Source organism: Curtobacterium sp. MCBD17_019 (assembly GCF_003234555.1).
GTDB lineage: Bacteria > Actinomycetota > Actinomycetes > Actinomycetales > Microbacteriaceae > Curtobacterium.
Genome location: NZ_QKTT01000012.1, coordinates 1 through 27,000, shown reverse-complemented (window position 1 = coordinate 27,000; position 27,000 = coordinate 1). Strand labels below are relative to the sequence as shown.

The following is a 27,000-nucleotide window of genomic DNA, read 5'->3' as shown; positions in this document are numbered from 1 at the left end:
AGGTCCACGTGTCCGACGCCCTGCCAAACGCCACCGTCACCGTCAGTCGCGTCCCGGTCGACGGCACCACCGTCCGCGTGAGCACGATCGGCGCCCCCGGGGACCGTGCGTTCGTGCTCGTCGCGGGCCTCGGCGTCGCGGCGACCCACCGCGAGCGGCTCGCCTCGAACCTCAACGCGTTCGGCCCGGTGCACGCCCTCGACCTGCCCGGGTTCGCCGGGGTCCGACGGTTCCGCGGGACCGTCTCGATCGAGCGGTACGCCGACGCGGTCGAGGCCGTCATCGACGCGCTCGGGCTCGTCGACCCGGTCCTCGTCGGGCACTCGATGGGGGCGCAGGTCGTCACGGAGGTGGCGGCCCGCCGGCCCGACCTCAGCGACGTCGTCCTGATCAGCCCGGTCGTCGACAGCGCTGCGCGCACGGTGAGCGAGTCGATGGTGCGGTTCGCCCGCTCGGTCGTCCACGAGCCGGCCGCGATCCGCTGGCACGCCCTCACCGCGTACGCGTTGTGCGGCTGGCACTGGTTCCGGGCGGTCCTGCCCCGCATGCTCGCGTACCCGATCGAGCGTCGGGCGGAGGCCGTGCAGGCCCGGGTGCTCGTCGTCCGCGGTGAGCACGACGCCCTCGTCCCGCGCGACTGGGTGCGGCGGCTCGGGCGGGTGTTCCCGTACGCGGTCCTCCGTGAGGTCACGGGCGGCGCCCACGCCGTCGTGCACGCGCAGGCGGACGTCGTCGCGGCGCTCGCCGTGGCGCACGTGCGCGGGGACCTGCCGGACCGCGGCGTGGCGTCGCTCACCGCGGTGGCGGACACGACGACGGCGTCGGACCTCGACCGACTGCGCCCTGCGGAGGCGTGGCACGTCCTCGTCGCGCGAATCCGTGCACTCGTCGGCGTGGCCCGCGGGGAGGACCTGCTCGCGGCCGGGAAGAGCGAGCACGCTCGCGCCACCGCCCACGACGACGAACCGGTCGCCGACGCCGAGCAGGTGATCGCGGACGGCGAGCTCGCCGCGGGGTCGGAGGACGGCGCCGAGCGCCGCGCCGACGGCGACGAGCGGTCGACACCGGTCCGTGGGCCCGAGCGCGTCGAGGACGCGGCCTGAGCGACGGACGGAGGCTGGGCCTCCCGGCTCAGCCCCCGGTGGGGATCCGGCCCGGCAGCGTGTCGGGGGTGAGCGCTTCCGCCTCGGCGAGCACCTGGCGCGCCGCGTCACGCTGCCCCTGCACGTTCCACAGGAGCACGCCGCGGGTCACGTCCCCGTCGAGGTAGTACACGACGCCCTGTTCGAGCGGGGCCGCCCAGTCCTCGACCGTGCGGAGCGTCGCCTGGACGCGGCCGACGGCCTCGTACCCGATGTCGAACACGTTCGAGTAGTAGTAGGGCGTGTGGGTGTACGGCTCGTCAGCACCAGCGAGGTTCCGGCCCGCCTGCCGGCCCTGTTCCTGCGCGTTGTCGACGTGCTCGACGCGGCGGCGGCCGAGGACCAGGTCCGGGTACTCGGCCACGTCGCCCGCGGCGAAGACGTCCGGGTCCTCCGTCACGAGCGTCGCCGAGACGACGATGCCGTCGTCCACCGGGAGGCCCGCATCCCGTGCCAGGTCGACGTTCGGCGTGATCCCGAGCCCGGAGACGACCGCGTCGGCGCGGAGCTCGCGGCCGTCGTCGAGCGTGACGATCACGCCGTCGTCGGTCCCGTGCCCGTCGGTGACCCTGCGGCCGCCGACGAGATCGACACCGGCGTCGCGGTACCGGCGCTCGAACGCCGCCGCGAGGTCCGCCGGGAACATGGAGCCGCCGAGCACGTCGTCGGGGTGCACGAGCGTCACGGTCGCGCCGTTCTGCACGAGCGCCGCGGCGAGTTCCGTGCCAATGTACGAGCCGCCGACGACGATGACGTGGGCGTGCTGGTCCGCGAACCCCCGCAGTCGTCGGTAGTCCTCGGCGCTCCGGTAGTCGATCACGCGGTCGTCGTGCTCGATCGGCAGCGGCGTGGGTGTTCCGCCGGTCGCGATGAGCAGCCGCTCGTACCCGAACCGCTGTCCGTCATCGGTCGTCACCGTCTTCGCCGTACGGTCGATCGCGACCACCGTCGTGCGCAGGTGGATCTCGGCGCCGGTCGCGTCGGCCGTGTGCAGGTCGACCTCGTCGTCCCAGCTGAAGTCCGGATCGGTCCAGAGTTTCTTCGACAACGCGGGGCGGGCGTAGGGGGTGTCCACGTCGGTGCTGAGGATGCCGATCGAGCCCTGCTCGTCGATCTCGCGGATGCCCTTGGCGGCGGCGTCGGCGACCATGCCCCCGCCGATCACGAGGTAGCGGTGGTCGGTCATCGTGTGTCTCCCGGTCAGATGGTGGCGACCGAGCCGGCGTCGACCCGGTAGTTGGACCCGTTCACGAACGAGGCGCGGTCGCTGCAGAGGAACGCGATGACGCTCGCGACCTCGTCGGGCTCGCCGCGGCGGTGCAGCTCGAGGTAGGGGCGCTCCTCGTCGAGGAACGACTCGATCGCCTCGTCGAAGCCCTGGCCCGTCTGCTCGGCCCGCTTCGTCATCATGGCGTCCGTCATCGGGGTGTGGATGAAGGCGGGGGAGACCGTGTTGACGAGCAGCCCCTCCTTCGCGTAGCTCCGGGACAGTCCCTTGGCGAACGAGAGCACGCCGGCCTTCGCCGCGCAGTACGGCAGCTCGTCGTCGTAGGGCTGGAGGGCGTCCTCGCTCGTCACGTAGACGATCCGGCCCCAGCCGCCGTCGCGCAGGTCACCGATGAACTCGCGCGTGATCCGCACCGGACCCATGAGATCGATGTCGATGGTCGACAGCCAACCCTGCTCGTCGATCTCGTGGAACATGCCCTGGGCGCCCGTGACCCCCGAGGACTGCACGAGGATGTCGATCGCGCCGACGGCCTCGCGGACCTGGTCGTGGAGGCGGGCGAGGCTCGCGCTGTCGGTGACGTCCGCGGCGAACGCGTAGAGCCGGCCCGGGTGGGCCTCGAGCTTCGCGGCCGAGTCGTCGAGGGCGGCCTGGTCGAGGTCGGTGATCACGACGGTGGCGCCCTCGCTGAGCAGGAGCTTGGCCGTCTGCCAGCCGATGCCGGAGTCCGCCCCGAAGACGAGCGCGATGCGGCCCGAGATGCCGAGGTCCATGGGGTGGTGCTCCTGTCTGTCGTTCTGCGTGCGCGCACGACGACGGCCGCGTCGGCGGATGCCGCCGCGGCCGGCCGCCGGTGCGTCGTGGCCCGGATGGGCGGGTGACCCGGAGAGGGGTCGGCTCAGCTCAGGCTGGTCGACTGCGCGCTCTCGACGCTCTCGGCGTTCGGAGCGGTCGTCGCCGCCGACAACGTCTGCTTCGGCGTGCGGTTCTCGGCGCTGACCATCCACGCGAGCTGCTCGAGTCGGTCGATGATCGCGTGCAGGATGTCCGCGGTCGACGGGTCTTCCTCGTCAACCTCGTCGTGCACGTCGCGCATGGTCCCCACGGCTTGGTAGAGGCGCAGGGTGATCATGTCGACGACGTCGTGGGTCGAGACCTCGCCCTCCGGGAACTCGTCGAGGCTCGAGGTGGCGCCGACGGTCTTCGAGCGACCGTCCGGCGTGGCGTAGAGGGCGCGCATGCGCTCCGCCACGGTGTCGGAGAACTCACGTGCCTCCGTGACGATCTCGTCGAGCTGGAGGTGGAGGTCCCGGAAGTTGTGTCCGAGCACGTTCCAGTGGGCCTGCTTGCCCTGGACGTGCAGGTCGATGAGGTCCACGAGGACCTTCTGGAGATTGCCGGCGAGCTTGTCCGATGCGTGCATGATGGCTCCGTTCCGAGATTCGGTGACGGTTCCCGGTCTACCCGGGGCGGCATGGGCGACGCTCAGCCGACGTCCGGACACGCGTCCCCCGTGACCGGACGGCTGGGCGGTCAGTCCTCGTGCGGGTCGACCATGTCGACCGCCGCGCGGACGTCCTCGAGGAAGGTCATGACGACCCGGGCCTCGTCCGCCGTGAGGGACTCCGCGATGTGCATCATCCGCCGGTGCATGCGACCGAGCGTCGCGCGGACCTCGGTGTCCGTGTTGGTCGTCGGGACGATGACGAGTGCACGCCGGTCGGTCGGGTGCGGCTCACGCCGGACGTGGCCGCTCTTGACGAGGCGGTCGACCAGGATCGTCGTCGACGCCGACGAGATCTTGAGGTAGGCGGCGAGGTCCTTCGGGCTGATGGTGCGGTCCGCCCGCTGCGCCTGCAGCAGGAACCGGACGGCCAGGAGGTCCGTCTCGCCCATGCCCATCGCGTCACGGGTCCGGCGACGCATCGCCGTCTCGGCCCCGCGGTAGCGGCGCAGGGCGTTCAGCACGTCGACGCCCCGCTGGGTCGCATCGTCGTCGGGGTACCAGTACCCGGACGGCTCGGTGACCTCCTGCGTGCTCATGCACACCACCCTAACCTGCCTACTTGCTAGACCGGCTAGCGAACGCCGGCACGTACAGGAACCACTCGGGCGGTGGTGCGCGCAGTGGCCGGGCGTGGCGGGCAACGGCCAGCTCGGGATGCGGGCCTCCCTCGGGTCCGCGATCCCTCCGAGCCACCGCCGCGTACCGTGACCGACGCACCGAACCCGCCGCGAGAGGAACGACGCTTCCGTGTCCACCCAGCCACCGGTCCCCGGGACCGACCAGCCGACCCCGTCCCTCCACGACCCGGACTGGTGGCGCCAAGCCGTCGTCTACCAGGTGTACCCACGGAGCTTCGCCGACGTCGACGGCGACGGCGTCGGTGACATCGCCGGGGTGACCGACCGGGTGCCGTACCTGCGGGAGCTCGGCGTCGACGCGATCTGGCTCAGCCCGTTCTACCCGTCCGCCCTCGCCGACGGCGGCTACGACGTGGCCGACTACCGCGACGTCGACCCGAAGCTCGGGACGCTCGCCGACTTCGACGCCCTGGTCGCGGCCGCGCACGCCGCCGGGATCCGGATCATCGTCGACGTCGTCCCGAACCACACCTCCGACCTGCACGTGTGGTTCCAGGAGGCACTCGAGTCCCCGCGGGGCTCCGCCGCCCGGGCCCGCTACGTGTTCCGCGACGGCTCCGGTCCCGACGGCGCGGAGCCGCCGTCCGACTGGGTCTCGAACTTCGGCGGCTCCGCGTGGACCCGGGTCGCCGACGGCCAGTGGTACCTGCACCTGTTCGCGCGGGAGCAGCCCGACCTCGACTGGTCGAACCCGGAGGTCCGCGCCGACTTCGAGCAGACGCTCCGCTTCTGGTCGGACCGCGGGGTCGACGGCTTCCGCGTCGACGTCGCGCACGCCATGGCCAAGGACCTGTCGGAGCCGTTCCGGCCGAGCGACCAGGACCACCTGCCCCTCGACGGCAGCGACCCGCTCTACGACCGCGACGAGGTGCACGAGATCCTCGGGTCCTGGCGACGGGTGCTCGACGAGTACGACCCGCCGCGGAGCGCGATCGCCGAGGCGTGGGTACCCGCACGCCGTCGTGTGCTCTACGCCCGACCGACGGAACTCGGGCAGGCGTTCAACTTCGACCTGCTCGAGGCCCCGTTCGACCCCGAGGCCTTCCGCGCGATCATCGACGAGAACCTCGCGCAGGCGAGCCAGTCCGGGGCCTCGAGCACCTGGGTGCTGTCGAACCACGACGTCGTGCGGCACGCCACGCGGTACGGGCTCCCGGACGGGGCGGACTCGGGCGCCTGGCTCATGAGCGACGGCAGGGAGCCGGTGCTCGACCGCGACCGCGGGCTCCGTCGTGCCCGTGCCGCGTCCCTCCTCGTGCTCGCGCTGCCCGGGTCCGCGTACGTGTACCAGGGCGAGGAGCTCGGCCTCCACGAGGTCGCGGACATCCCGCGCGACCGCCTGCAGGACCCGAAGTGGGCGCGCTCGGAGCACACGGACAAGGGCCGTGACGGCTGCCGCGTGCCGATCCCGTGGAGCCGGTCCGGCTCCTCGTTCGGGTTCGGGCCGGACGGGGCACACCTGCCGCAGCCCGCCGACTTCGGGACGTGGAGCGTCGAGGCCGAGGACGGCGTCGACGGCAGCACGTTGGAGCTGTACCGCGCGGCGCTCGCGTTCCGTCGGACGCACCGCGGCGGCGAGGACCTGACGTGGCTCGAGACACCGGACCGGGTGGTCGGGTTCGCGCGCGGCGACGGATGGCGCTCGGTCACGAACTTCGGCACCGACCCCGTGCCGCTGCCCGAGGGCGCCGTCGTCGTGGCGTCGTGCCCGATCGAGGACGGGCTGTTGCCGGGCGAGAGCACGGTGTGGCTCACCGCGTGAGCTGACGGCGGACCGTCCACTGCGTGCGGTGGGCGGCCCGCCGGTCCGTCGGCCCGTCGGTCCGCCGTCCACAGCCGGGAGGCCCGGGCGCGGCCTCCACAACCGGTCCGCTCCCGCCTCGGGGGAGCGACTCCGGTCCCCAGCATGGGCGGCATGACATCAGCACCACGAGCACATCCACCGACACCAGCACGACCCGGGACGCCGGGCGCCGTACCCCGCGCCGCGGCGCTGCGGCGACTGCGGCGCATCGCCTGCGGAGCCCTGGCACTCTCCGCGCTGAGCGCCGGGGCCATGGTCCCCGTGACGACCGCCCACGCAGCCGAGCTCGCGTTCCCGTTCCACACCGACTTCGACTCGGCCGACGGCGGGACGCTGTCCGGCGACGCCGAGGTCGGGGACGGCTGGCTGCGACTCACGGACGCCGCGCGGAGCGAGGCTGGCTCCTGGGCCACCGACGACGTGTTCGCGTCGGACCTCGGGCTCGAGATCGAGTTCCGGTACGCGATGCACGGCGGCACCGGGGCGGACGGCCTGCTCATGTCGCTGTCGGACGGTGCCGTCGCGCCGGGGGTCGGGCGACCCGGCGCGGCGCTCGGGTACAGCTGCTACGACGACTCGGGCCACTACGGCACCTGCGACGTCGCCGGCATGCCCGGGGCGTTCGTCGGCGTCGGGTTCGACCTGCGCGGCAACTTCTCACGCCCGTTCAACGGGTCCGGCCCCGGCCCCCAGCCCGACCACGTCGTGCTCCGCGGCTCGGGGAACGGCACGGACGGCTACCGGTTCCTCCGCGGCGCGGTCGGCCCCGACGGTGGAGTGGGGACGCAGTCCCGGTCCGACGAACGGACGGTGCACGTCACGTTGCTGCCGGCCGCCGACGGGGTCCTCGCACTCACGGTGCGGTCCGACTCCGGACCGGGTACCCGGATGCGGACCGTGATCGACCAGGTGGCGCTCGAGGGTGACGGACAGGCGCCGCTCCCGGACACGTTGCGCCTCGGGTTCACCGCCTCGACCGGGAACTCGACCAACGCCCACGAGGTCGACGACCTGACCGTGTCCATCCCGACCGACGTCGGCATCACGCAGGAGATGCCGGAGCGCGTCGTCGCGGGCACGCACGTCCGGTACACGGCGACCGCGACGAACCGGGGGCGGAACGGCTCCGCGCGCAACGACGTGGTGATCGCGACGCCGACCGAACTGCACGACGTCCGCTGGACGTGCGCCGCCACGGCCGGTGCCGCGTGCGGTGCGGGGTCCGGCGCCGGTCCGGAGATCGCGACGACGGCCGACATCGACCCGGGGGCCACGGTCACCTGGACGATCGAGGGCGACCTCGCTGCGGACGCCACGGGGCAGATCGCGAGCGCGGCACGGATCACCACGCCACCATCGCGCGCCGACACGAACACGGCGGACAACGCGTCGACGGTCCGGGCCGCGATCGGGACCGACGCCGCGCTGCGCACCGAGAAGGCCGCCGACCTCCTGCCCGGGGACGTCGAGCTGCTGCCCGGGGGCGTGTTCCGGTACACGATCAGCGCGGTCAACGGCGGACCGTCCGACGCGCGCCGGGTCGGTGCGGTCGACGACCTGCCGGAGCCCGTGCGCTTCGTGGGGTCCGAGGACGGTTGTCGCGCCGACGGTCAGCACGTGACGTGCTCCTCGGCGGTCACGATCGCACCGGGCGAACGGCACCGGTTCCGCTTCGACGCCCAACTCGACGCCGCGTACCGCGGCGACGGCGCCGACGTCCTCAACGTCGCGATCGCCACCTCGCCCGACGACCCGGACGACGGCGACCCGTCGGACCCCGTGCCGCTGCCCGGACCGATCGGCACGATCGAACCGCCCGTCGTGACACCGACCACCCCGCCCCACGGCGGTGAGCACCCGACCGCGACGCCACGGCCCTCGGCCTCCGCGACACCGGTCGCCGTCGGAGCGCACCCGGCCCGGCTCGCCTTCACCGGAACCGTGGGCACGGCTGCTGTGGTCCTGGTCGCGGCGATCGCCGTCGTCACCGGCCTGGGCGTCCGCTCGGTCCGTCGCCGACGTGAGCTCGAGCGACAGGAGGACCCCGCGGCCTGACCGGTCGTGTCGCGCGCCGTCGGCCCGCGGGGTCGGCGGCGCGCGTTCGCGGTTCGAGCATCCTCAGCCGCGACGCCGCCGGCCGGACGGGCCCGCATCGGCCCGGCGGTACCATTGACCGTACGATCAGCCTGCCCAAGAGAGGGATTCCGTGTCCGACACCGTGGACGACGCCGCGCAGCGCGCCCGGTACTGGACGGTCCCGTTGTCCCGGGCACTGCCCGCCGCGGTCGTGGCGATGGTGATCACGTTCTCGTCGAACCACGCCACCTCGCTCGGGCTGGTGCTGTTCGGCGCCTTCGCGATCGTCGAGGGCGCCCTGCTCGGCGTCGGCAGCCTGCGCCGACTCGACGACCCCCGGTCCCGTCGCCTCGCCGTCGTGCAGGCTGCGGTGACCGTCGCCGCCGGCGTCGTCGCGCTGTTCCTCCCGTCTGCGGGACTCCCGGCGTTCCTCGCGGTCGTCACCGCGTTCGCGGTCGTCACCGGGGGCATCGAACTCCTGCAGGGCGTCCTCGCGCGGCGTACGTCGCCCTTCGCCCGCGACTGGATGACCGTCGGGGGGCTCACGGTCCTGCTGGCGATCGCGTTCCTGCTGACGCCTCCGGACTACTCCAAGGACCTCGGCGGCATCGAGCACGTCAGCGGCACCCTCGATTCGTCGATCATCCTCGTCGGCCTGCTCGGCGCGTACCTCGCCCTGACGGCGGTCTTCCACGTGATCGCCGCCCTCTCGCACAAGTGGGGGACCTCGGCACCCACGCCGTCGGCCCCGAACGGAGCACCACACGCATGACCACCCCAAGCCGCCGCGACCGGCTCCGCCCGGTCGAACTCCTCGCGATCTCGGCGATCGTCGCGGTGTTCGTCGGACTCGTCGTCCTGATGTCCACCCGTCAGCCCGAACTCGCGGCGGTGTTCCTCTGCATCGCGTTCATCGTCGTCATCGTCGTGCTGGCGATGTTGCAGCTGGCGGCCACGAGTGAGCAGGACGACAACGACATGCTCGGCGGACACCGGAAGGACGAGGGCGACGACCACCACTGACCACGACCGACGCGAGTCCGTCCACGCACGCAGCCCCCAGCAGGGCGACCCGGACCTCCCGTCGCGGTACCGCCACCGGTACGTGATCCTGACGGTCTGCTGCCTCAGTCTCTTCATCGTCTCGTTGGACGCCACCGTCGTGAACGTGGCGCTGCCGTCGATCGGCCGTGAGCTCCACAGCACGATCTCCGGGCTCCAGTGGACGATCGACGCCTACACGCTGGTCCTCGCGAGTCTGCTCATGCTGTCGGGGTCCACCGCGGACCGCATCGGCCGACGCAGGACGTTCCAGGTCGGGCTCGTCCTGTTCACCGTCGGCTCGCTCCTCTGTTCGTTGGCGCCGAGCGTCGGCTGGCTGGTCGTGTTCCGGATGGTCCAGGCCGTCGGCGGCTCGATGATGAACCCGGTCGCGATGTCCATCATCACGGCGACCTTCGACGACGCCAAGGAGCGTGCTCGCGCGGTCGGCGTCTGGGGGGCGGTGGTCGGCGTCTCGATGGGGGTCGGTCCGCTCGTCGGTGGAGCCCTGACGGACACGATCGGTTGGCGGGCGATCTTCTGGATCAACGTGCCGATCGGCATCGCGGCCGTCGTGCTGACGTTCGCGTTCGTCCCGGAGTCCCGTGCGGCTCGCCCCCGGCGCTTCGACGCCCCGGGTCAGGCACTCGTGGTCGTGTTGCTCGCGGCGCTCGTCGGCGGACTCATCGAGGGTCCACGGCTCGGGTGGGGCTCGGTCGCGGCGATCGCCCTGTTCGCCGCCGCAGCGCTCGCGCTCGTCCTCATCGTCGTGGTGGAACGGCGGCGCCGGGAGCCGCTCGTCGACGTCCGGTTCTTCCGGAGCATCCCGTTCTCGACGGCCGTGCTCACGGCGGTCGGTGCCTTCGGCGCGAACGGTGCGTTCCTGTTCCTCAACGCGCTGTACCTCCAGGAGGTCCGGCACATGTCACCGTTCGAGGCCGGGCTCTGGACGCTCCCCGCCGCGGTGGCGACCATGGTCGTGTCGCCGTTCTCCGGTCGCCTCGTCGCCTCGGTCGGCACCCGGATCCCGCTCGTGCTCGCGGGTGTCGGCATCGGTTCGGGCGCGGCGGTCCTCACGACGATCGGCGCGGACACGCCGATGTGGATGCTCGTCGTCGCCTTCGCGCTGTTCGGGTTCGGCTTCGGGATGGTGAACGCGCCGATCACGAACACGGCGGTGTCCGGCATGCCCCGTGCCCAGGCGGGATCGGCTGCGGGGGTCGCGTCGACGAGTCGCCAGACCGGGGTCTCCCTCGGCGTGGCGCTCGCCGGGACGGTCACGGGAGCGAGCGGAGCGGCGGCGGTCCACGCGAGTTTCGCGGTCGCGACGCACGCCATGTGGTGGATCGTCGTCGGCATCGCCGTGGGCGTCGTCGTGATCGGCTTCGTGTCGACGACGGCGCGCGCCCGGCGTTCGGTGGAGGCGATCGGTCACCTGCTCGAGGAGCCGTCCGCGGCCTGATCCGAGCCGGCGCTCCGCTCGACGCTGCCGCCGCCGGTACCGCCCACGACCGCTCGGGCGAGGGCGCGTGTGGCGCGGTTCAGAGCGGCGCCGGCAGCGGTGGCGAGTCCGACTCGCAGCGGCTCGACCGGGTCCGCGAGTTCGAGCACGACGGCGTCCCCAGCGGTGCCGGGATCGGGGACGACCGCGACGCCGAGCCCGGTCGCCGCGAACCGGACGACCGACGGCAGGTCGTTCATCTCGGCCACGATGCGGCGCCGGATGCCCCGGTCGCGGAGCGCCGCGTCGAGGATGATGCGGTTCCCGAACCCGCGCGCGGTGTCGACGAACGGCTCGTCCGCGAGTTCGGCGAGGGACACGACACCGCGGTCCGCGAGTCGATGCGGTGGTGCGACGTACACCCGGAACGGCAGGGCGCGGAGCGGAGTCACCGCGATCCCCGGCGGGTCCTGCGGCAGTGCGGTGAAGGCCAGGTCGAGCCGGCCGGCCCGGAGGTCCTCCGCCAGGCCGGTGGTCCCCGCCGCGGAGGCACTGAGGTGCACGTCGACGAGCGGGTGCCGCGCGTGGAAGGTCGTGATGATCCGCGGCAGGTCGACGATGTCCATGTTCGCGAAGATCCCGACGCGCACGCGGCCGCGGAGCTGCGCGTCGGCGGTGACGGCGCCGTCCCGGAGGCGCTCGACCGCGCCGAGCGCCGCCCGGGCGTCCGGCAGGAGCGCCTCGCCGAGGGGGCTCAGGGTCAGACGGCGACCGACCCGGTCGAACAGGGCCCCGCCGAGCTCGCGCTCGAGGCTCTGCAGACCGGCGGACACGGTCGATTGCGCAGCGAAGAGCCGGGCGGCGGCGCGGGTGACGTTGCCCTCGTCGGCGACGGCGACGAACTGTTCGAGCAGGCGGGTCTCCATGCGTCCATCATCGTCCACGTCGATGGACGTCAGCGGTCCTGTCCGTTGGACACGATCGGCGCAGTCCTGCACGCTCGGACCATGACCACCACCGCTCCCCGGACCGCACCCGTGCCGCTGCCCGATCCCGTCGCTGGTGCCGGACGCCCGGAGCGGCCCGCCCGACCGACCCCGAGCCGTCAGCGCCACGCGGCCGGGTTCTGGATCGTCGCGGGGAGCTTCCTCAGCGTCATGGCGTTCGCCGCCGTCCCCGCACCGCTGTACGCGCTGTACCAGGCACGCGACGGCTTCCCGACCTTCACCGTGACACTCGTGTTCGCGGCGTACGCCGTGGGGGTCATGATCGCGCTCTGGCTCGCCGGGCACCTCAGCGACGTCCACGGACGCCGACGGCTCATCCTCGTGTCGGTCGCGCTCGAGCTCGTCGCCGCCGTGCTGTTCCTCGTCTGGAACGACGTCCCGGGCCTCCTCGTCGCGCGGTTCATCAGCGGACTCGGTGTCGGCACCCTGACGGCCTCGGCCACGGCCCACCTCGGTGAACTCCGGGTCCGAGCGCGCCGGGACGGGGGCGCGGGCGGGAACGCGAGCGTCGTCGCCGGAGCGGTCAACCTCGGCGGCATCGGAGGCGGTGCCCTCGTCGGCGGTGTGCTGGCGGAGTTCGTCCGGCACCCCCTCGTCGTGCCGTACGCCGTGTTCGTCGTGGTCCTCGCGGTCGCCTTCGTCGCCATGCTCGTCGTCCCGGAGACCATCGACACCGGGCGGGGACGCCCGGCCTACCGACCCCAGCCGATCACCGCGCCGTCCGGGGCGGCGGGACCCTTCTGGGCGGCGGGCGCCGGGGCGTTCAGCACCTTCGCCGTGCTCGGCCTGTTCACGTCGATCGCGCCGACGTTCCTCGCGACGACCTTCCACGTCACGGACCGGCTCGCCGCCGGTGCGACGAGCTTCGGGGTCTTCGCGGGCGCTGCGGTCGCGCAGATCGCCCTCGCCCGCCTCGCGATGCGTGCGCAGGTCCGCTGGGGCATGCTGCTCGTCACCGTCGGACTCGCCGGGGTCGCGGTCGGCGCGCTCGTCCTCGTCGTCGCGGTGTTCGTCGTGGGCAGCGTGCTCGCCGGTGCCGGCGTCGGACTGCTCTTCCGGGCCTCCATCGCCGGTGCGGGCGGTCTGGTCGGGCCGGAGCGGCGCGGCGGTGTCCTGGCGGCGACGTTCCTCATCGGCTACGCGGGGATGGTCGTCCCGGTGGTCCTCGCCGGCGCGGTGCTGCTCGTGGTCGCGCCGCTGCCCGTGCTCCTCGGGTTCGTGGTCGTCGTCATCGCACTCGCGCTCTGGGCCGGCAGCCGTCTCGCAGCCCGGGCCTGAGCCGCGCCGCCGGGGTCAGGCGTGGACGTCGTGCTCGTGCCGCTGGTGTGACGCGGGCTCGAGCTGGAAGGTCGAGTGCTCGACCGGCACGGCGAAGTGCTCGGCGACGCACTGCTGCAGCTCGTCGAGGATCGTCGGGGCGTGCGCGGAGGTGAAGCAGTGGTCGTCGATCACGACGTGCGCGGTGAGGGTCGGCACCCCGGTGGCGACGAGTGACGCGTGCAGGTCGTGCACGGCGCGCACGTGGTCGAGCCGGAGGATGTGACGACGTACGGCGTCGAGGTCGAGCCCGGGCGGGGTGGCCTCGAGCAGGACGTCGGTGGTCTCGCGGAGCAGCCGGAGTGCGCGCGGCAGGATGAGCGCACCGATGAGGATCGCGGCGACGGAGTCCGCGCGCTCCCAGCCGGTCAGTGCGACGACGATCGCCGCGGCGACGACCGCGAGGGACCCCAGCGAGTCGTTCAGCACCTCGAGCCGCGCCGCCCGCGCGGTGAACGTCCCGCCTCCGGAGCGTGTGAGCGCCGCCAGCGCGACCGCGTTGCCGACCACGCCGAGGACACCGAACACCAGGAGCGGCACCGCGGGGACGGGGACCGGCGTGACCAGGCGCTGCACGGCCGTCACGAGGACGACGATCCCGACCCCGAGCAGGACCGCGGCCTGCGCGACGGCGCCGAGGACCTCGGCGCGTTGGAAGCCCCAGGTCCGTCTGGCCGTCGGTGAGCGCTGCGCGAGCCGCACCGCGACGAGCCCGATCGCGAGACCGCCCGTGTCGACGACCATGTGCCCGGCGTCGACGAGGAGCGCCAGGGACCCGGTCACGACGGCGCCGACGACCTCGGCGACGAGGATCGCGGCGGACACGCAGAACGCCACGGTCAACGCCCGAGCGCTGGCCGACCGCGCGCCGTGCTCGTGGTGGTGGCCCATGCCGCCATCGTAGGCATCCGCACCGACCGGGCACCGGGGACGTGACAGGATCCGACCGTGACCCCGAGCGCACGATCGCCCTACGAGGCGAGCACCCGTCCCGGCACCCTCGACGCGCTGCACCCCCGCTTGCGCGGCTACTTCGGCGCGATCCCCGCGGGGCACGTCGGACGGGGCACCGGCGTCTTCGACGTCGTCGGGACGCCACGACGCTGGATGTGGCCGCTGCTCGCCTGGTTCGCCCGCGACGCGGTCATGGCGCCCGTGTGGGAACGCGACGTGCCGTTCACGGTCGAGAACCGGCCGGCCGTCGACCGGGAGGGACGCATCGCCGTCCTCGCTCGCCGGACGTTCCACTTCCGGTCCGGGCCCTGGGTGATGCAGGACGCGATCACGGCGGACGCCGATGGGCTCGCCGACCACCTGGGGCGCCGCGGCCGGCTCGTGGCCGCGCTCGACGTCGCGGTCGCCGACGGCGCGCTCCGCCTGGTCTCGACCCGTGTGTCGTTCCGGGTGCTGGGACGGATGCTGCGCCTCCCGGCCGCCGTGGCACCGCGGGTGGTCCTGACCGAGCGGTACGACCCGGGCATCGACCGCCAACGCGTGTCGCTGACGCTGTCGGCGCCGCTCGTCGGCACGCTGTACCGGTACGAGGGGTCGTTCGTCCACGGTGTCGTGCCCGACGACGCGGACGCCCCCGGGGGAACCGGCGGACCGGGGAGGCGTCCATGAGCGACAGCGGGAGCGACAGCAGGAGCGAGCACGGTGCTGCCGGCGGCGGCGGCAGCGGCAGCGGTGGTGGCGACGCGGTGCGGCCACTCGTCGTGGTGGCCGGTGCGTCCGGCTTCATCGGCCGGTACCTCGTCGACGCGTTCCGCGCCGAGGGCGCCGACGTCACGACCGTGGGACGGACCGGCGATGCGGTGTGGGGCGACACCCGCCGGATCACCGAGCTCGTCGACGGCGCCGACCTGGTCGTCAACCTCGCGGGCAAGAGCGTGGACTGCCGGTACGGCGCCCGCAACCGTGCCGAGATCCTCCGCTCGCGGGTCGAGACCACGCGCGAACTCCGGGACGCCATCCGCGCGGCGCGACGGCCGCCGCGGGTCTGGTGCAACGCGTCGACCGCGACCATCTACCGGCATGCGGAGGACCGCCCGCAGACCGAGGCCGACGGCGAGATCGGCACCGGGTTCTCCGTGTCGGTCGCACGGGCGTGGGAGGCGGCGTTCTTCGACGGGGACCTGCCGGGCACCCGTCGGGTCGCGCTCCGCATCGCCATCGTGCTCGGCGACGGCAGCGCCCTCGTGCCGCTCATCCGGTTGGCGCGGCTCGGACTCGGCGGTCCGCACCTGGACGGACCGTGGTTCGCGACGCGTCGCCGTCGCGCCGCCGGGACGTTCCACGAGGACCGGCACACGCACGGGAGGCAGCGCTTCAGCTGGGTGCACATCGCCGACGTGCTCGGGGCCATCCGGTTCGTGCGCGACCATCCGGAGATCGACGGGGTCGTCAACGTCTGCGCCCCCCACCCCACGGACGACCGCACCATGATGCGGACCCTCCGCGAGATCGTCGGGCGGCGTTTCGGGCTCCCGCTCCCGCGCTGGATGCTCGAACTCGGGTCGATCGCGATCCGGACCGAGACGGAGCTCGTGCTGAAGAGCCGGTGGGTCGTCCCCGCGCGCCTGGAGGGAGCGGGCTACCGCTTCGTGCACCCGGAACTCCGCGGAGCGCTCGCGAGCGCCGTGGCGGAGCACCGGCAGCGCGGTCGTCAGGAGTCGAGGAACCCGACGAGCTCGTCGGCGAGGCCGGTGTAGGTCGCCGGGGTCAACGCGGCGAGCCGCGCCTTCGCTCCGTCGGAGATGTCGAGTCCGTTCACGAACGCGACGAGGTCCTCGCGGCCGACGCGGCGGCCCCGGGTGAGCTCCTTGAGCAGCGCGTACGGGTCCTCGATCTCGGAGCGGCCCGCGGTCACCTCGGCGCGGATGACGGTCTGGATCGCCTCGGCGAGGACCTCCCAGTTGCCGTCGAGGTCGGCGGCGAGGCGGCCCTCGGCCACGGCGATCTCACCGAGCCCGCGGCGCAGGTTGTCGAGGGCGAGCAGGGAGTGCGCGAAGGCGACCCCGATGTTCCGCTGCGTCGTCGAGTCGGTGAGGTCGCGCTGCATGCGGCTCGTCACCAGTGTCTCGGACAGCGTCGAGAACACCGCCGTCGAGAGCTCGAGGTTCGCCTCGGCGTTCTCGAAGCGGATCGGGTTGATCTTGTGCGGCATCGTCGACGACCCGGTGGCACCGGCGACCGGGATCTGCGTGAAGTACCCCATCGAGATGTAGGTCCAGACGTCCGTCGCCAGGTTGTGCAGGATGCGGTTCGCGTGCCGGACCCGGTCGTACAGCTCGGCCTGCCAGTCGTGCGACTCGATCTGCGTGGTGAGCGGGTTCCACACGAGCCCGAGCGACTCGACGAACGCCCGGGAGAGTGCCGGCCAGTCGGCCTCGGGATCGGCGGCCAGGTGCGCCGAGAACGTGCCGGTCGCGCCGGAGAACTTGCCGAGGTACTCGGTGTCCTCGACCTGCGCGAGCACCCGCTCGAGGCGGTGGACGACGACGGCGAGCTCCTTGCCGAGCGTCGTCGGCGTCGCCGGCTGTCCGTGCGTGTGGGCGAGCATGGGGACCGCGCGGAGCTCGACCGCCCGGGTGCGGAGCGCCTCGGTGACGGCTCGGGCGGCGGGCAGCCAGACGTCCTGCACGGTGTCGCGGATGGTGAGCGCGTAGGCGAGGTTGTTGACGTCCTCGCTCGTGCAGGCGAAGTGCGTCAGCTCGGCGATGGCGTCGAGCCCGAGTTCGGACAGCCGGGCGCGCACGAAGTACTCGACGGCCTTGACGTCGTGTCGGGTGGTGGCCTCGAGCCCGGCGAGCTCGTCGATCGCCGCCTGCCCGAAGTCGTCCGCGACGGCGCGGAGCGCTGCTCGGTCGTCGATCGACAGCGGCGACGTCGCGAACATCGCGTGGTCCGTCAGGAACACGAGCCACTCGACCTCGATCCGGACGCGGGCCCGGTTGAGACCCGCCTCGGAGAGGTGTTCCCCCACCGTGTGCACGACCGGGAAGTACCGCCCGTCGAGCGGGCTGATCGGCTGCGGGGGAAGGGGTGTCATGGGGCTCCCTGACGGACTGCCGGTTCGATCTGGTGGAAGAGGGCCCGCGACGCGCGTTCGATGGTCGCGAGGACCCGGTCGAACTCGTGCCGATCCGCGTAGTACGGGTCGGGCACCTCGGCGTGCTGCGGCCAGGCCTCGTCGTACCGCAGCATGAGCGTCACCTTCGCGGCGTCGTCCATCGTGGGGGCCCACGATCGCAGGATGCGCTCGTGGGAGCGGTCGAGTGCGACCACCAGGTCGAACTCCGGGAACCGGTCCGGGGCGAACTGACGGGCGCGATGCCTGGACCCATCGTATCCGCGTGCCGCGAGGGCGGCGATCGTCCGCTCGTCGGCCGGTTCGCCCACGTGCCAGTCGCCCGTGCCGGCGGACGAGACGGCGAAGCGGTCGGCGACCCCGGCCTCCTCGACGATGCGGCGGAAGACGACCTCGGCCATCGGGGACCGGCAGATGTTGCCGCTGCAGACGAAGGAGATGCGGAACGGCGACGAGGTCGGGACGTCGGCGGCCGAGGGCATCTGCACATCATGGCGCACCGCCGGCCACGACGCGAGGGCACCCCCGTCCACCGGACGGTCCGTCGTCGGTCGTGCTCGACCCGCGAGCGGTGTCGAGATACCCTCAGGGCGGGAGGGTCTTGCCCTTCACCTCTGGGTACCGGGTGAAGTGGAACGACCCGGTGTTGTTCCGGAATGTCACCCGTGGGCGAGATAACGGCGATGTACGAAGTTTCGCCGTCGCGTCCGCCTGATCACGCACCTAGCCTCCTCGTACCCAGTCAGGGGTACGTGATGTGGTCATCGGAGCGAACGCGTATGGAAGAGATGCTGACCTCGGTCGGGACGGAACAGGCGGCGGACGTCGCCCGGGCGCGAGGCGGAGGTGGTCGGACACCGCGGCCGGGCTACCCGCGACCGCGCCGGTTCCAGCTGCGTCGGCCGCGGTGGCTCGAGGCGCTCGACGACGCCGCTCGCGCGCAGATCGTGTGCGTCCGTGGTCCGGCCGGGACCGGGAAGACCACCGTGGTGGCGGACTGGGTCGACCGCGAGGTCACCGAGGGCGGACGACGCGTCGCGTGGCACGGCGCCCGCGAGACCGACACACGGTGCGGGTTGTGGCGGAGCGTGGTCGCCCAGCTCCGACGGGAAGCGGACGGATCGCAGCCCGAGCACCCCGACCGCGATGACGCGCCGGACGAGGAGGTCGTGGCGGCGTTGCTCACCCGACTCGACGGCGACGAGGTCATCGTGCTCGACGAGTTCGACCGGCTCCGCGACGCCGGGATCGCGGCGGCGGTGGAGGACGACGTCGCCTGGCTGCTCGAACGCACCCGCTGCACGGTCGTGGTCGTGTCGCGGCGCAGCACGGCGTTCGAGGGGAGTGCCGTCGCGGCCCGGTTCGACGTCGAGGTCCTCGACACGTCCGGCCTGCTCTTCACCCAGCAGGAGACCGCGGCGGTCCTGACGCTCCGCGGTGTCGCGTTCGACAGCCCCGCCATCGCGATGGTGCACGAGCGGCTGTCCGGCTGGCCGACCGCGGTGCAGCGGCTGACGAACCAGCTCGCGCTCGAACCGCACCGGGTGTGGCACCGCGACGAGCTCGAGCCCGTCGTCCGCCGCATCGCCGTCGAGATCGTCGACGAGTTGACGTCGGGGCTGCGGGGGACGGCGTCGTGGCCGGCGATCGTCACCGGCGCGGTCCTCCCGTTCATGAACAAGGACATGCTCGTCCGCGACGAGGGCGACGCGGCGCAGGTCGCGCAGCTCCTCGACGTGGCGGAACGAGCCGGGCTCGGCGCGTGGACCCGCGTGCGCGGCCGCTCCCGCTTCACGCTCACCCCCGTCGTCAAGCGCGTCCTCACGGAGCAGCTGGCCCTGCAGGAGGACCGTTCCATGCCCGACATCGCGGCCGCCGGAGCGCGCCTGCTCGAGGGGGAGGGCGAGATCCGGGAGGCCGTGGGCCTCGCCGCCGCCGCGCAGGACTGGCCGTACCTGGCCGCGCTGACGCGACAGCACTACGCGGTGCTGTGCCGCGACCACCACGCCGAACTCGTGGCGATCCTCGCCGTCGTGCCGCGTGACCACATGGAGACGGACCCCTGGCTCCTCCACCTGCAGGCGGCCATGCACTTCGCCGACGACGGCGGGCGGACGGCGGTGCCGGCCGCGGCCTTCGCCCGGGCCGACGCCGCGGCGCGCGAGCGGTTGAAGTCCGACGTCGGAGCGGAGAGCGTCCGCGACTCGGTCCTCCGCGTCGCGTCCCTCCGCCGCGCCGGGAGCTTCGGACGGGCCCTCGCGGTCGCCCGGTCCCTGCCGGACCTGCTCACGGCGATGCGCACCACGCCGGCAGCGGGCGTGCGCCTGAGCGCGGACGGCCACATGCAGGTCGGCATCACGCACCTGCACGACGGCAGCCACGAGGAGGCCCTGCAGCACTTCGCGCCGCTCGCCCGCTCGAACGAGGACCCGCACCTGCGCATCCAGGCGATGGGCTACTCCGCGTACCTGCACGTCCTGCGCGGGGACGTCCGGCGTGGTCGGGAACTCGTGACCCTCGCGATGCGCGACGGCAGCTGGTTCCCGTGGCGGCACAGCGTGTGGGCGGTCCCCGTCCACGTCGCCGCCGCCCTCGCCGCACTCGAGACCTGGGACCTCCCGACGGTCGACCGGCACATGCGGGTGCTCGACACCCTGCCGTACGACCTCGAGGACTGGCCGCTCGTCGTGCACCTCCGCGCCTTCCGACTGTTGCTCCAGGGCGACGGCCTCGGAGGGTTCGGGGTGATCCGCGACGCCGAGGGCCACTACGGCCGTGACGCCCTGAGCAACCACCACCAGGGGCTCATGCACGTCCTCAAGTCCGACCTGCTGCTGCTCGCGCGGCAGGCGAAGGCCGCGCTCGCCGGCCTCCGCCCGTTCCTCGACGGGCGCGAGAGCGTCGCCGGCGCCCAGGCGCGCGCGCTGCTCCTCGCGGGCAACGCGCCACATGCCCGTCTCTTCGCCGACCGGCTCATGTGGCGGAGCAACCCGAGCCCCCGGACCCGGACCGAGCTCCACGTCGTCCGCGCGGTCGCGTCCTGCCGGCTCGGCGACCTCGACGCCGCGCGGACGTCGCTCGACGAGGCGGCGACGGTGAGCAGCGCGCGGGGCCTGTCCACCCCGTGGTGGCTCGTCCCACGCGACGAACTCGAGGGGTTGTTCGACCAGGTGGCCCCGCACCTCCGGCCGGTGCTCGCGGACGCCCCGTCGGTGTACTCGAGCGACCTCACGGTGCCGCGGCTGACCCGCCGCGAAGGGGTCGTGCTCACGCGGCTCCGGGCACAGGGCTCCATCGAGGACATCGCCACCGACCTGGGGGTGTCGCCGAACACCGTGAAGACGCAGGTGCGGAGCATCTACCGCAAGCTCGGCGTCGGCTCCCGTGCGGAGGCCGTGCGGGTCGCGTACGAGTGGCACCTCATGGGAGCGCCGGAGGGGCAACGGGCCGACGTCTAGGGCCGGGCCACCCTCCCCGCACCAGCGACCGCGCGTGGGCCGCGGAACGGCGGCGGGCCCGCGGAACGGCGACGGGCCCGCGGAACGGCGACGAGCCCGCCGACCGGAGTCGACGGGCCCGTCCACGGGGAAGCCCGTGTCAGCCGCGGTAGTTCGGCGCCTCGACGACCATCTGGACGTCGTGCGGGTGCGACTCCTTGAGCCCCGCGGCGGTGATCCGGACGAACTTGCCGCGGGCCTTGAGCTCGGGCACCGTGCGACCGCCGACGTAGAACATGGACTGCCGGAGGCCGCCCACGAGCTGGTAGACCACGTTGCCGAGGGCGCCGCGGTAGGGCACCTGGCCCTCGATCCCCTCGGGGATGAGCTTGTCGTCCGAGGGGACGTCCGCCTGGAAGTACCGGTCCTTCGAGTACGAGGTCTTCTTGCCGCGGGTCTGCAGCGCGCCGAGCGACCCCATGCCGCGGTACGTCTTGAACTGCTTGCCGTTCACGAACACGAGGTCCCCGGGGGACTCGTCGCAGCCGGCGAGCAGCGAACCGAGCATGACCGTGTCGGCGCCGGCGACGAGCGCCTTGGCGATGTCGCCGGAGTACTGCAGACCGCCGTCGGCGATCACGGGCACACCGGCCTCGCGCGCGGCCAGCGAGGCCTCGTACACGGCCGTCACCTGCGGCACCCCGACGCCCGCGACGACGCGGGTCGTGCAGATGGAGCCCGGGCCGACACCGACCTTGACGGCGTCGACGCCGGCGTCGATGAGCGCCTGCGCGCCCGCGCGGGTCGCGACGTTGCCGCCGATCACGTCGACGCCGGCGAACGCCGGGTCCGCCTTGAGCCGGCGCACCATGTCGAGGACGCCCTCGCTCTCGCCGTTCGCGGTGTCGACGACGAGCACGTCGACGCCCGCCTCGAGCAGTGCCGTCGCCCGTTGCCAGGCATCGCCGAAGAAGCCGATCGCGGCACCGACGCGCAGGCGGCCCTCGGCGTCCTTCGTGGCGTCCGGGTACTTCTCGCTCTTGTCGAAGTCCTTGACCGTGATGAGCCCGCGGAGCCGGCCGGACGCGTCGACGAGCGGGAGCTTCTCGATCTTGTGCTGGGCGAAGATCGCGACCGCCGCCTCGGGGTCGATGCCCTCGGGCGCGGTGATGAGGGGCGCCTTGGTCATGACGTCGCGGACGAGTGTCGTGCTCTGCTCGAACGGCGCGACGAAGCGCATGTCGCGGTTGGTGATGATGCCGACGAGCGTGCCGTCGGACTCCACGACCGGGAGCCCCGAGACGCGGAACTGCCCGCAGAGTGCGTCGACCTCGGCGACGGTGGCGTCGGGCCGCGTGGTCACGGGGTTCGTGATCATGCCCGACTCGCTCCGCTTGACCTTGTCGACGGCAGCCGCCTGGTCGGCGATCGACAGGTTGCGGTGCAGGATGCCGATCCCGCCCTGGCGGGCCATCGCGATCGCCATGCGCTCCTCGGTCACGGTGTCCATGGCCGCCGACAGGAGCGGTACGGCCACCTCGATGCGCTTGGTGAGGCGCGAGCGGGTCGACGCCTCGCTCGGGATGACGTCGGTGTGCCCGGGGAGCAGCATGACGTCGTCGTAGGTGAGTCCGATGAATCCGAACGGATCCGGCTGGTCCATGGGTCCCTCTCGTCGTTCCGGGCTGGCTGCAGGTGCTCCGGCCACGACGTCGGGTACCGGATGGGACATGCTAACGCGGGCGCGTGGGCCTGCCATTCCCGTAGCCGGGCACCGTCCGACCGTGTGGGAGGCAGGACCTGAGCGGTCCGCCCGGGTTCGGCTGAGCGGACGCTGGGTCCCCACTCGCGCTCCTGTGCATCATCACGGTTCCGTGACGAAGCACGCAGGGAACCTGATGGAAACACAGGTGACACAAACGCTCCGTACTGTCGGCGCAACCGCACGGACCGCCCGATCGGACGGAGGTCGTGCCGGAACCGTCGACGTCCGACGGTCCGAGAGGGAGGCTCAGTGGGTTCCACGACGTCGACGGGCACGGCGCCGCACACGCGCCGTCCCCGCACCCGGGTGGGCCGGCACCGCCCGGTCGTCCTGCTCCTCGCCGCACTGCTGTCGCTCGCCGCGGTCGTGGGCCTCCAGTGGGCGTCAGCGCCGCGCGCGGTCGCGGCCACGGCGGCGACCTGCACGGTGAGCGACGCGAACGGCTGCATCCAGGGCACGATCCTCGACTCGGACCGCGAGCCGGTCCGGGGAGCGGAGGTCCGGGTCACGGGACCCGGTGGGTTCGCCGAGACCTCCACGACGGAGGACGACGGTCGCTGGTCCGTCCGCATCACGACGTCGGGCCGGTACCGGGTCTCCCTCGATCAGACGACCCTGCCCCAGGGGCAGTACCTGGCCGACGCGCAGCAGGACGCGCGCCCCGTGCAGGCCACGGTCGGGTCGAACGCCGGCACGATCTTCCAGCTGACCACCGTCAAGGGCGCGACGAGCGCGAGCCTCGACGACGGTTCGGGCGTCACCTGGGGTCGGACCTGGCAGCAGCTCGCATCCGGCATCCGCCTCGGGCTGCTCATCGCGCTCGCGTCGGTCGGCCTCTCGCTCATCTACGGCACCACCGGGCTCTCGAGCTTCTCGCACGGCGAGCAGGTCACGCTCGGCGGGCTCCTCGCCTACCTGTTCGCGAACGTCCTGGGGTTCGACATCTGGCTCGCCGGGATCATCGTCGTCGTGCTCTGCGCGGCGACCGGGTACCTGCAGGACGCCGTGATCTGGCGCCCCCTCCGACGGCGGCGGATCAGCCTGACGCAGCTCATGATCGTGACGATCGGACTGTCGATCGCGCTCCAGTACGCGTTCCAGTACTTCTTCGGGGCGGCGACGGTGCGGATCCAGCAGGGCAACCCGCGCACGGTCGACTTCGCCGGCGTGACGCTGACCGTGCAGTCGTACGTCGCGATGGGCATCGCGGTGCTCGTGCTGGTCGGGACCGGCCTGTTCCTCGTCCGGACCCGCCTCGGCCGGGCCACCCGCGCGGTGTCCGACAACCCCGCACTCGCGGCGGCGTCCGGCATCGACGTGGACCGGGTGATCCGGTTCGTGTGGACCCTCGCCGCGGGCCTCGCCGGCCTCTCGGGCGTCATGCTCGGGCTCGTCCTCAACGGGGTGAACTGGCAGACCGGGCTGCAGCTGCTGCTCCTCATGTTCGCGGCGGTCACGCTCGGCGGCCTCGGCACGGCGTACGGCGCGCTCGTCGGCTCGATGGTGATCGGCATCGTCGTGGAACTCACGAACCTCGTGCTGCCCGGCGACTTCAAGTACGCCACCGCGCTCGTCATCCTCATCCTCGTGCTGCTGCTCCGGCCGCAGGGCATCTTCGGACGCGCCGAACGGATCGGTTAGGGAACGGACCATGGACTACCTCGTCAGCCTGCTCACGTCGCTCTCGGCCGAGGCGATCGCGCCCACCACGGCGGCGTTCGCCATCGCCGCGATCGGCCTCAACATCCACTTCGGGCTCACCGGACTGGTCAACATGGGACAGGCCGCGTTCCTGTTGCTCGGCGCGTACGGGTACGCGATCGCGGTCATCCACGGCGTGCCCGTGGGACTGGCGATCGTCATCGCACTGCTCACGGCGATCGTGTTCGCGGTCGTCCTCGGCATCCCGACGCTCCGGTTGCGGGGGGACTACCTCGCGATCGTCACGATCTCGGGCGCCGAGATCATCCGGATGGTGGGGCGTTCCAGCCTCCTGACGACGGTCACGGGCGGGTCGAACGGCCTCACCGGGTCGAGCTACCGCGACTCGTTCAACGCGCTGTCGTTCCTGCCCGAGGGCAGCACGCGGATCCTCTGGTTCGACTTCACGAACAACGGCGTCAACGGCTGGTGGATCCGCATCGTCGGTTGGGGCCTCGTCGCCCTGTTGTCCCTGATGCTGTTCGCGCTCACGCGGAGTCCGTGGGGGCGCGTCCTCAAGGCGATCCGCGAGGACGAGGACGCCGTCCGCTCCCTCGGCAAGAACGTGTACTCGTACAAGATGCAGGCGCTCGTGCTCGGCGGGGTGATCGGTGCGCTCGCCGGCATCGTGTACGTCCTGCCGTCGTCCGTGCAGCCGGACGCGATGGGCCGCTCGATGACCTTCTTCATCTGGACCGCACTCATCCTCGGCGGGGCGGCGACGGTCTTCGGCCCCGTGCTCGGTTCGGTCCTGTTCTTCGTCGTCCGGCTCGCCATCCGCACGCTCGCGAGCGACGTCATCCCGAGCTCGATCATGAACACGCAGCAGGCCGAGCAGTTCTCGTACGTCCTCGTCGGGGTCGCGCTCATGCTGCTCATCGTGTTCCGCCCGCAGGGACTCCTCGGGAACAAGAAGGAGCTGACGTTCAGTGTCTGACCCCACGACAGCGGCCGTCGCCCTCCGGGACGTCCCGCACGCGCCCGGTTCCGCCAAGCCCGACCCCGTGCTCCGCGTCGATCGCATCACGCGGCGGTTCGGTGGGATGACGGCGGTGGACGTCGACCACCTCGAGGTGCAGCGCGGCGCGATCACGGCCCTCATCGGACCGAACGGCGCTGGCAAGACCACCTTCTTCAACCTGCTCACGGGCTTCGACAAGCCGAGCTCCGCGCCGCGCGCCCTCGCCCGGCGGCGCCCGGAGGACGCGGCGTGGGAGTTCGACGGACGTCCGCTCGGCTCGGTCGGCGCGGCCGCGGTGGCCCGCGCCGGCATGGTGCGGACGTTCCAGCTCACGAAGGCGCTGTCCCGGCTCACGGTGCTGCAGAACATGCTGCTCGGCGCCACGGACCAGCCCGGTGAGCGGTTCTTCACGGCCCTCGTCAAGCCGCTGTGGGCCAAGCGGGAGGCCGAGATCACCGAGAAGGCGCGCGAGCTGCTCGCCCGCTTCTCGCTCCTCGACAAGCAGGACGACTACGCCGGGTCGTTGTCCGGTGGGCAGCGGAAGCTGCTCGAGATGGCGCGGGCGCTCATGTCCGATCCGACGATGATCATGCTCGACGAGCCGATGGCGGGTGTGAACCCCGCGCTCACCCAGAGTCTGCTCGGGCACATCCAGGGCCTCCGCGACGACGGCATGACCGTCCTGTTCGTCGAGCACGACATGCACATGGTCCGGCACATCTCGGACTGGGTCGTCGTGATGGCCGAGGGGCGCGTGGTCGCCGAGGGGCCCGCGGCCAGCGTGATGGAGGACCAGGCCGTGATCGACGCCTACCTCGGCGCGCACCACGACACGGACCTCGGTGACGACGCGCTCCTCAGCGACGAGACGCTCGACGAGCTCGAGCAGGAGGTCGCGGCCGAGGACGCCGCCCACGACCAGGACCACCCGGCGCCGCCGACCGCGAGCGACCACATCGGAGGAACCACGCGATGACCGCCACCATCGGGGAGCCCGTGCTGCGGGCCGAGAACGTCGTGGCCGGCTACCTGCCGGGCGTCGACATCCTGAACGGCTGCGACCTCGTGTGCGCGCCGGGGGAGCTCATCGGCATCATCGGCCCGAACGGCGCCGGCAAGTCGACGCTCCTCAAGGCGCTGTTCGGGCTCGTGACGGTCCGGAGCGGCAGCGTGACCCTCGAGGGCGAGGACATCACGAACCACCGGGCCGACAAGCTCGTGCGGGCCGGGATCGGGTTCGTCCCGCAGACGAACAACGTGTTCCCGTCACTGTCGATCCAGGAGAACCTGCAGATGGGGATGTACCTGCGGCCACGGAAGTTCGCCGAACGGCTCGAGGTCGTCTACGACCTGTTCCCCGTCCTCGGCCAGCGGCGGGGGCAGCGGGCCGGATCGCTGTCCGGCGGCGAGCGACAGTCGGTGGCCATGGCCCGCGCCCTCATGATGGACCCGAAGGTGCTCCTGCTCGACGAACCGAGCGCCGGGCTGTCGCCGGTGCGGCAGGACGAGACGTTCATCCGCACCCGACGGATCAACAAGGCGGGCGTCTCGATCGTCATGGTCGAGCAGAACGCCCGCCGCTGCCTGCAGATCTGCGACCGGGCGTACGTCCTCGACCAGGGACGCAACGCCTACTCGGGCACCGGCCGTGCGCTCGCGGACGACCCGAAGGTGATCGAGCTGTACCTCGGTACCCTCGCGAAGGACGTCGACGCCGCCGGGTAGGCCGCGCCGACCGCGGGTGCCGCCGTGGGGGCGGCATCCGCCGGGAGGGCCGGACGAGGTCGCGCGAGCGCCGTGCGGTCCTCCCGCCCCCCCCCCGCACCACGCCCGGGAGGCCCGGAC

At 72.5% G+C, this 27,000-nt stretch carries 23 protein-coding genes; 14 read left to right on the top strand and 9 right to left on the bottom strand.

The window, feature by feature from the left end:
• Positions 1-8 precede the first annotated feature (8 nt).
• Positions 9-1,103 (top strand): alpha/beta fold hydrolase, encoded by a 1,095-nt coding sequence (locus DEI82_RS11755; protein WP_146242905.1) that lies wholly within the window; start codon positions 9-11, stop codon positions 1,101-1,103.
• Between the two features lie 28 nt (positions 1,104-1,131).
• On the opposite strand, the gene DEI82_RS11750 is transcribed toward DEI82_RS11755, so the two are convergent.
• From DEI82_RS11750 to DEI82_RS11735, 4 genes are all read right to left on the bottom strand, one after another.
• The gene (locus DEI82_RS11750) at positions 1,132-2,328 is read right to left on the bottom strand and encodes an NAD(P)/FAD-dependent oxidoreductase (protein ID WP_111036887.1); all 1,197 of its coding nucleotides are present in this window, start codon (positions 2,326-2,328) and stop codon (positions 1,132-1,134) included.
• 14 nt (positions 2,329-2,342) lie between these two features.
• Positions 2,343-3,143 carry an SDR family NAD(P)-dependent oxidoreductase gene (locus DEI82_RS11745; RefSeq protein ID WP_111036885.1) on the bottom strand — a complete coding sequence of 267 codons (801 nt, stop codon included), beginning with the start codon at positions 3,141-3,143 and terminating at the stop codon, positions 2,343-2,345.
• Positions 3,144-3,268: 125 nt separating this feature from the next.
• Entirely contained in the window at positions 3,269-3,793 is a 525-nt protein-coding gene (locus DEI82_RS11740) for a Dps family protein (protein ID WP_111009787.1), read from the bottom strand.
• 110 nt (positions 3,794-3,903) lie between these two features.
• On the bottom strand, positions 3,904-4,413 hold the full coding sequence (locus tag DEI82_RS11735; RefSeq protein ID WP_111036883.1) for a MarR family winged helix-turn-helix transcriptional regulator: 510 nt from the start codon (positions 4,411-4,413) through the stop codon (positions 3,904-3,906).
• A gap of 211 nt (positions 4,414-4,624) precedes the next feature.
• Between DEI82_RS11735 and DEI82_RS11730 the strand changes: the two genes are divergently transcribed.
• The 5 genes from DEI82_RS11730 (at position 4,625) to DEI82_RS11710 (ending at position 10,898) form a co-directional block, all read left to right on the top strand.
• Entirely contained in the window at positions 4,625-6,277 is a 1,653-nt protein-coding gene (locus tag DEI82_RS11730; protein ID WP_111036881.1) for a glycoside hydrolase family 13 protein, read from the top strand.
• 153 nt (positions 6,278-6,430) lie between these two features.
• Complete coding sequence (locus DEI82_RS11725) at positions 6,431-8,374, top strand: DUF11 domain-containing protein (protein WP_146242904.1); 1,944 nt, start codon at positions 6,431-6,433, stop codon at positions 8,372-8,374.
• A 151-nt stretch (positions 8,375-8,525) separates the two neighbouring features.
• The gene (locus DEI82_RS11720) at positions 8,526-9,167 is read left to right on the top strand and encodes a DUF308 domain-containing protein (protein ID WP_258368540.1); all 642 of its coding nucleotides are present in this window, start codon (positions 8,526-8,528) and stop codon (positions 9,165-9,167) included.
• Positions 9,164-9,418 (top strand): hypothetical protein, encoded by a 255-nt coding sequence (locus DEI82_RS11715; RefSeq protein WP_111009783.1) that lies wholly within the window; start codon positions 9,164-9,166, stop codon positions 9,416-9,418. Before DEI82_RS11720 ends, DEI82_RS11715 begins: the two co-directional genes overlap by 4 nt.
• Positions 9,419-9,500: 82 nt before the next feature.
• Complete coding sequence (locus tag DEI82_RS11710; protein ID WP_146242903.1) at positions 9,501-10,898, top strand: MFS transporter; 1,398 nt, start codon at positions 9,501-9,503, stop codon at positions 10,896-10,898.
• Here the strand turns inward: DEI82_RS11710 and DEI82_RS11705 are convergent.
• Positions 10,868-11,803, bottom strand: coding sequence for a LysR family transcriptional regulator (locus DEI82_RS11705; protein ID WP_111036877.1), 936 nt, complete (start codon positions 11,801-11,803; stop codon positions 10,868-10,870). The two genes, DEI82_RS11710 and DEI82_RS11705, sit on opposite strands and share 31 nt — an antisense overlap.
• 81 nt (positions 11,804-11,884) lie before the next feature.
• Between DEI82_RS11705 and DEI82_RS11700 the strand changes: the two genes are divergently transcribed.
• Positions 11,885-13,162: an MFS transporter gene (locus DEI82_RS11700; protein WP_111036962.1), complete on the top strand. Its 1,278-nt coding sequence runs from the start codon at positions 11,885-11,887 to the stop codon at positions 13,160-13,162.
• A 15-nt stretch (positions 13,163-13,177) separates the two neighbouring features.
• Here DEI82_RS11700 and DEI82_RS11695 read toward each other — a convergent pair whose 3' ends face one another.
• The gene (locus tag DEI82_RS11695) at positions 13,178-14,092 is read right to left on the bottom strand and encodes a cation diffusion facilitator family transporter (protein ID WP_111036875.1); all 915 of its coding nucleotides are present in this window, start codon (positions 14,090-14,092) and stop codon (positions 13,178-13,180) included.
• Between the two features lie 57 nt (positions 14,093-14,149).
• On the opposite strand from DEI82_RS11695, the gene DEI82_RS11690 reads away from it, so the two are divergent.
• Entirely contained in the window at positions 14,150-14,824 is a 675-nt protein-coding gene (locus tag DEI82_RS11690) for a DUF4166 domain-containing protein (protein ID WP_111036873.1), read from the top strand.
• Between the two features lie 77 nt (positions 14,825-14,901).
• Positions 14,902-15,912: an epimerase gene (locus DEI82_RS11685; RefSeq protein WP_111036960.1), complete on the top strand. Its 1,011-nt coding sequence runs from the start codon at positions 14,902-14,904 to the stop codon at positions 15,910-15,912.
• Here DEI82_RS11685 and purB read toward each other — a convergent pair.
• Together purB and DEI82_RS11675 are read right to left on the bottom strand one after the other, a co-directional pair.
• On the bottom strand, positions 15,867-17,252 hold the full coding sequence (gene purB / locus DEI82_RS11680) for an adenylosuccinate lyase (RefSeq protein ID WP_111012169.1): 1,386 nt from the start codon (positions 17,250-17,252) through the stop codon (positions 15,867-15,869). The genes DEI82_RS11685 and purB overlap by 46 nt on opposite strands.
• Entirely contained in the window at positions 17,249-17,773 is a 525-nt protein-coding gene (locus DEI82_RS11675; protein WP_111036958.1) for a low molecular weight protein-tyrosine-phosphatase, read from the bottom strand. Before DEI82_RS11675 ends, purB begins: the two co-directional genes overlap by 4 nt.
• Before the next feature lie 297 nt (positions 17,774-18,070).
• Between DEI82_RS11675 and DEI82_RS11670 the strand changes: the two genes are divergently transcribed.
• Entirely contained in the window at positions 18,071-20,749 is a 2,679-nt protein-coding gene (locus DEI82_RS11670; RefSeq protein WP_146242902.1) for a LuxR C-terminal-related transcriptional regulator, read from the top strand.
• Between the two features lie 139 nt (positions 20,750-20,888).
• Here DEI82_RS11670 and guaB read toward each other — a convergent pair whose 3' ends face one another.
• The gene (gene guaB / locus DEI82_RS11665; RefSeq protein ID WP_111036871.1) at positions 20,889-22,391 is read right to left on the bottom strand and encodes an IMP dehydrogenase; all 1,503 of its coding nucleotides are present in this window, start codon (positions 22,389-22,391) and stop codon (positions 20,889-20,891) included.
• A gap of 351 nt (positions 22,392-22,742) precedes the next feature.
• Here guaB and DEI82_RS11660 point away from each other — a divergent pair, with 351 nt between their 5' ends.
• The 4 genes from DEI82_RS11660 to DEI82_RS11645 are packed head-to-tail and all read left to right on the top strand — an operon-like array spanning position 22,743 to position 26,880.
• Complete coding sequence (locus DEI82_RS11660) at positions 22,743-24,134, top strand: branched-chain amino acid ABC transporter permease (RefSeq protein ID WP_258368539.1); 1,392 nt, start codon at positions 22,743-22,745, stop codon at positions 24,132-24,134.
• Between the two features lie 10 nt (positions 24,135-24,144).
• Positions 24,145-25,131, top strand: a complete 987-nt coding sequence (locus DEI82_RS11655; RefSeq protein ID WP_111036869.1) for a branched-chain amino acid ABC transporter permease — start codon at positions 24,145-24,147, stop codon at positions 25,129-25,131.
• Entirely contained in the window at positions 25,124-26,131 is a 1,008-nt protein-coding gene (locus DEI82_RS11650) for an ABC transporter ATP-binding protein (protein ID WP_111009775.1), read from the top strand. Before DEI82_RS11655 ends, DEI82_RS11650 begins: the two co-directional genes overlap by 8 nt.
• Complete coding sequence (locus tag DEI82_RS11645; RefSeq protein WP_111012171.1) at positions 26,128-26,880, top strand: ABC transporter ATP-binding protein; 753 nt, start codon at positions 26,128-26,130, stop codon at positions 26,878-26,880. The genes DEI82_RS11650 and DEI82_RS11645 overlap by 4 nt, the downstream gene beginning before the upstream one ends.
• The last annotated feature ends 120 nt before the right edge of the window (positions 26,881-27,000 follow it).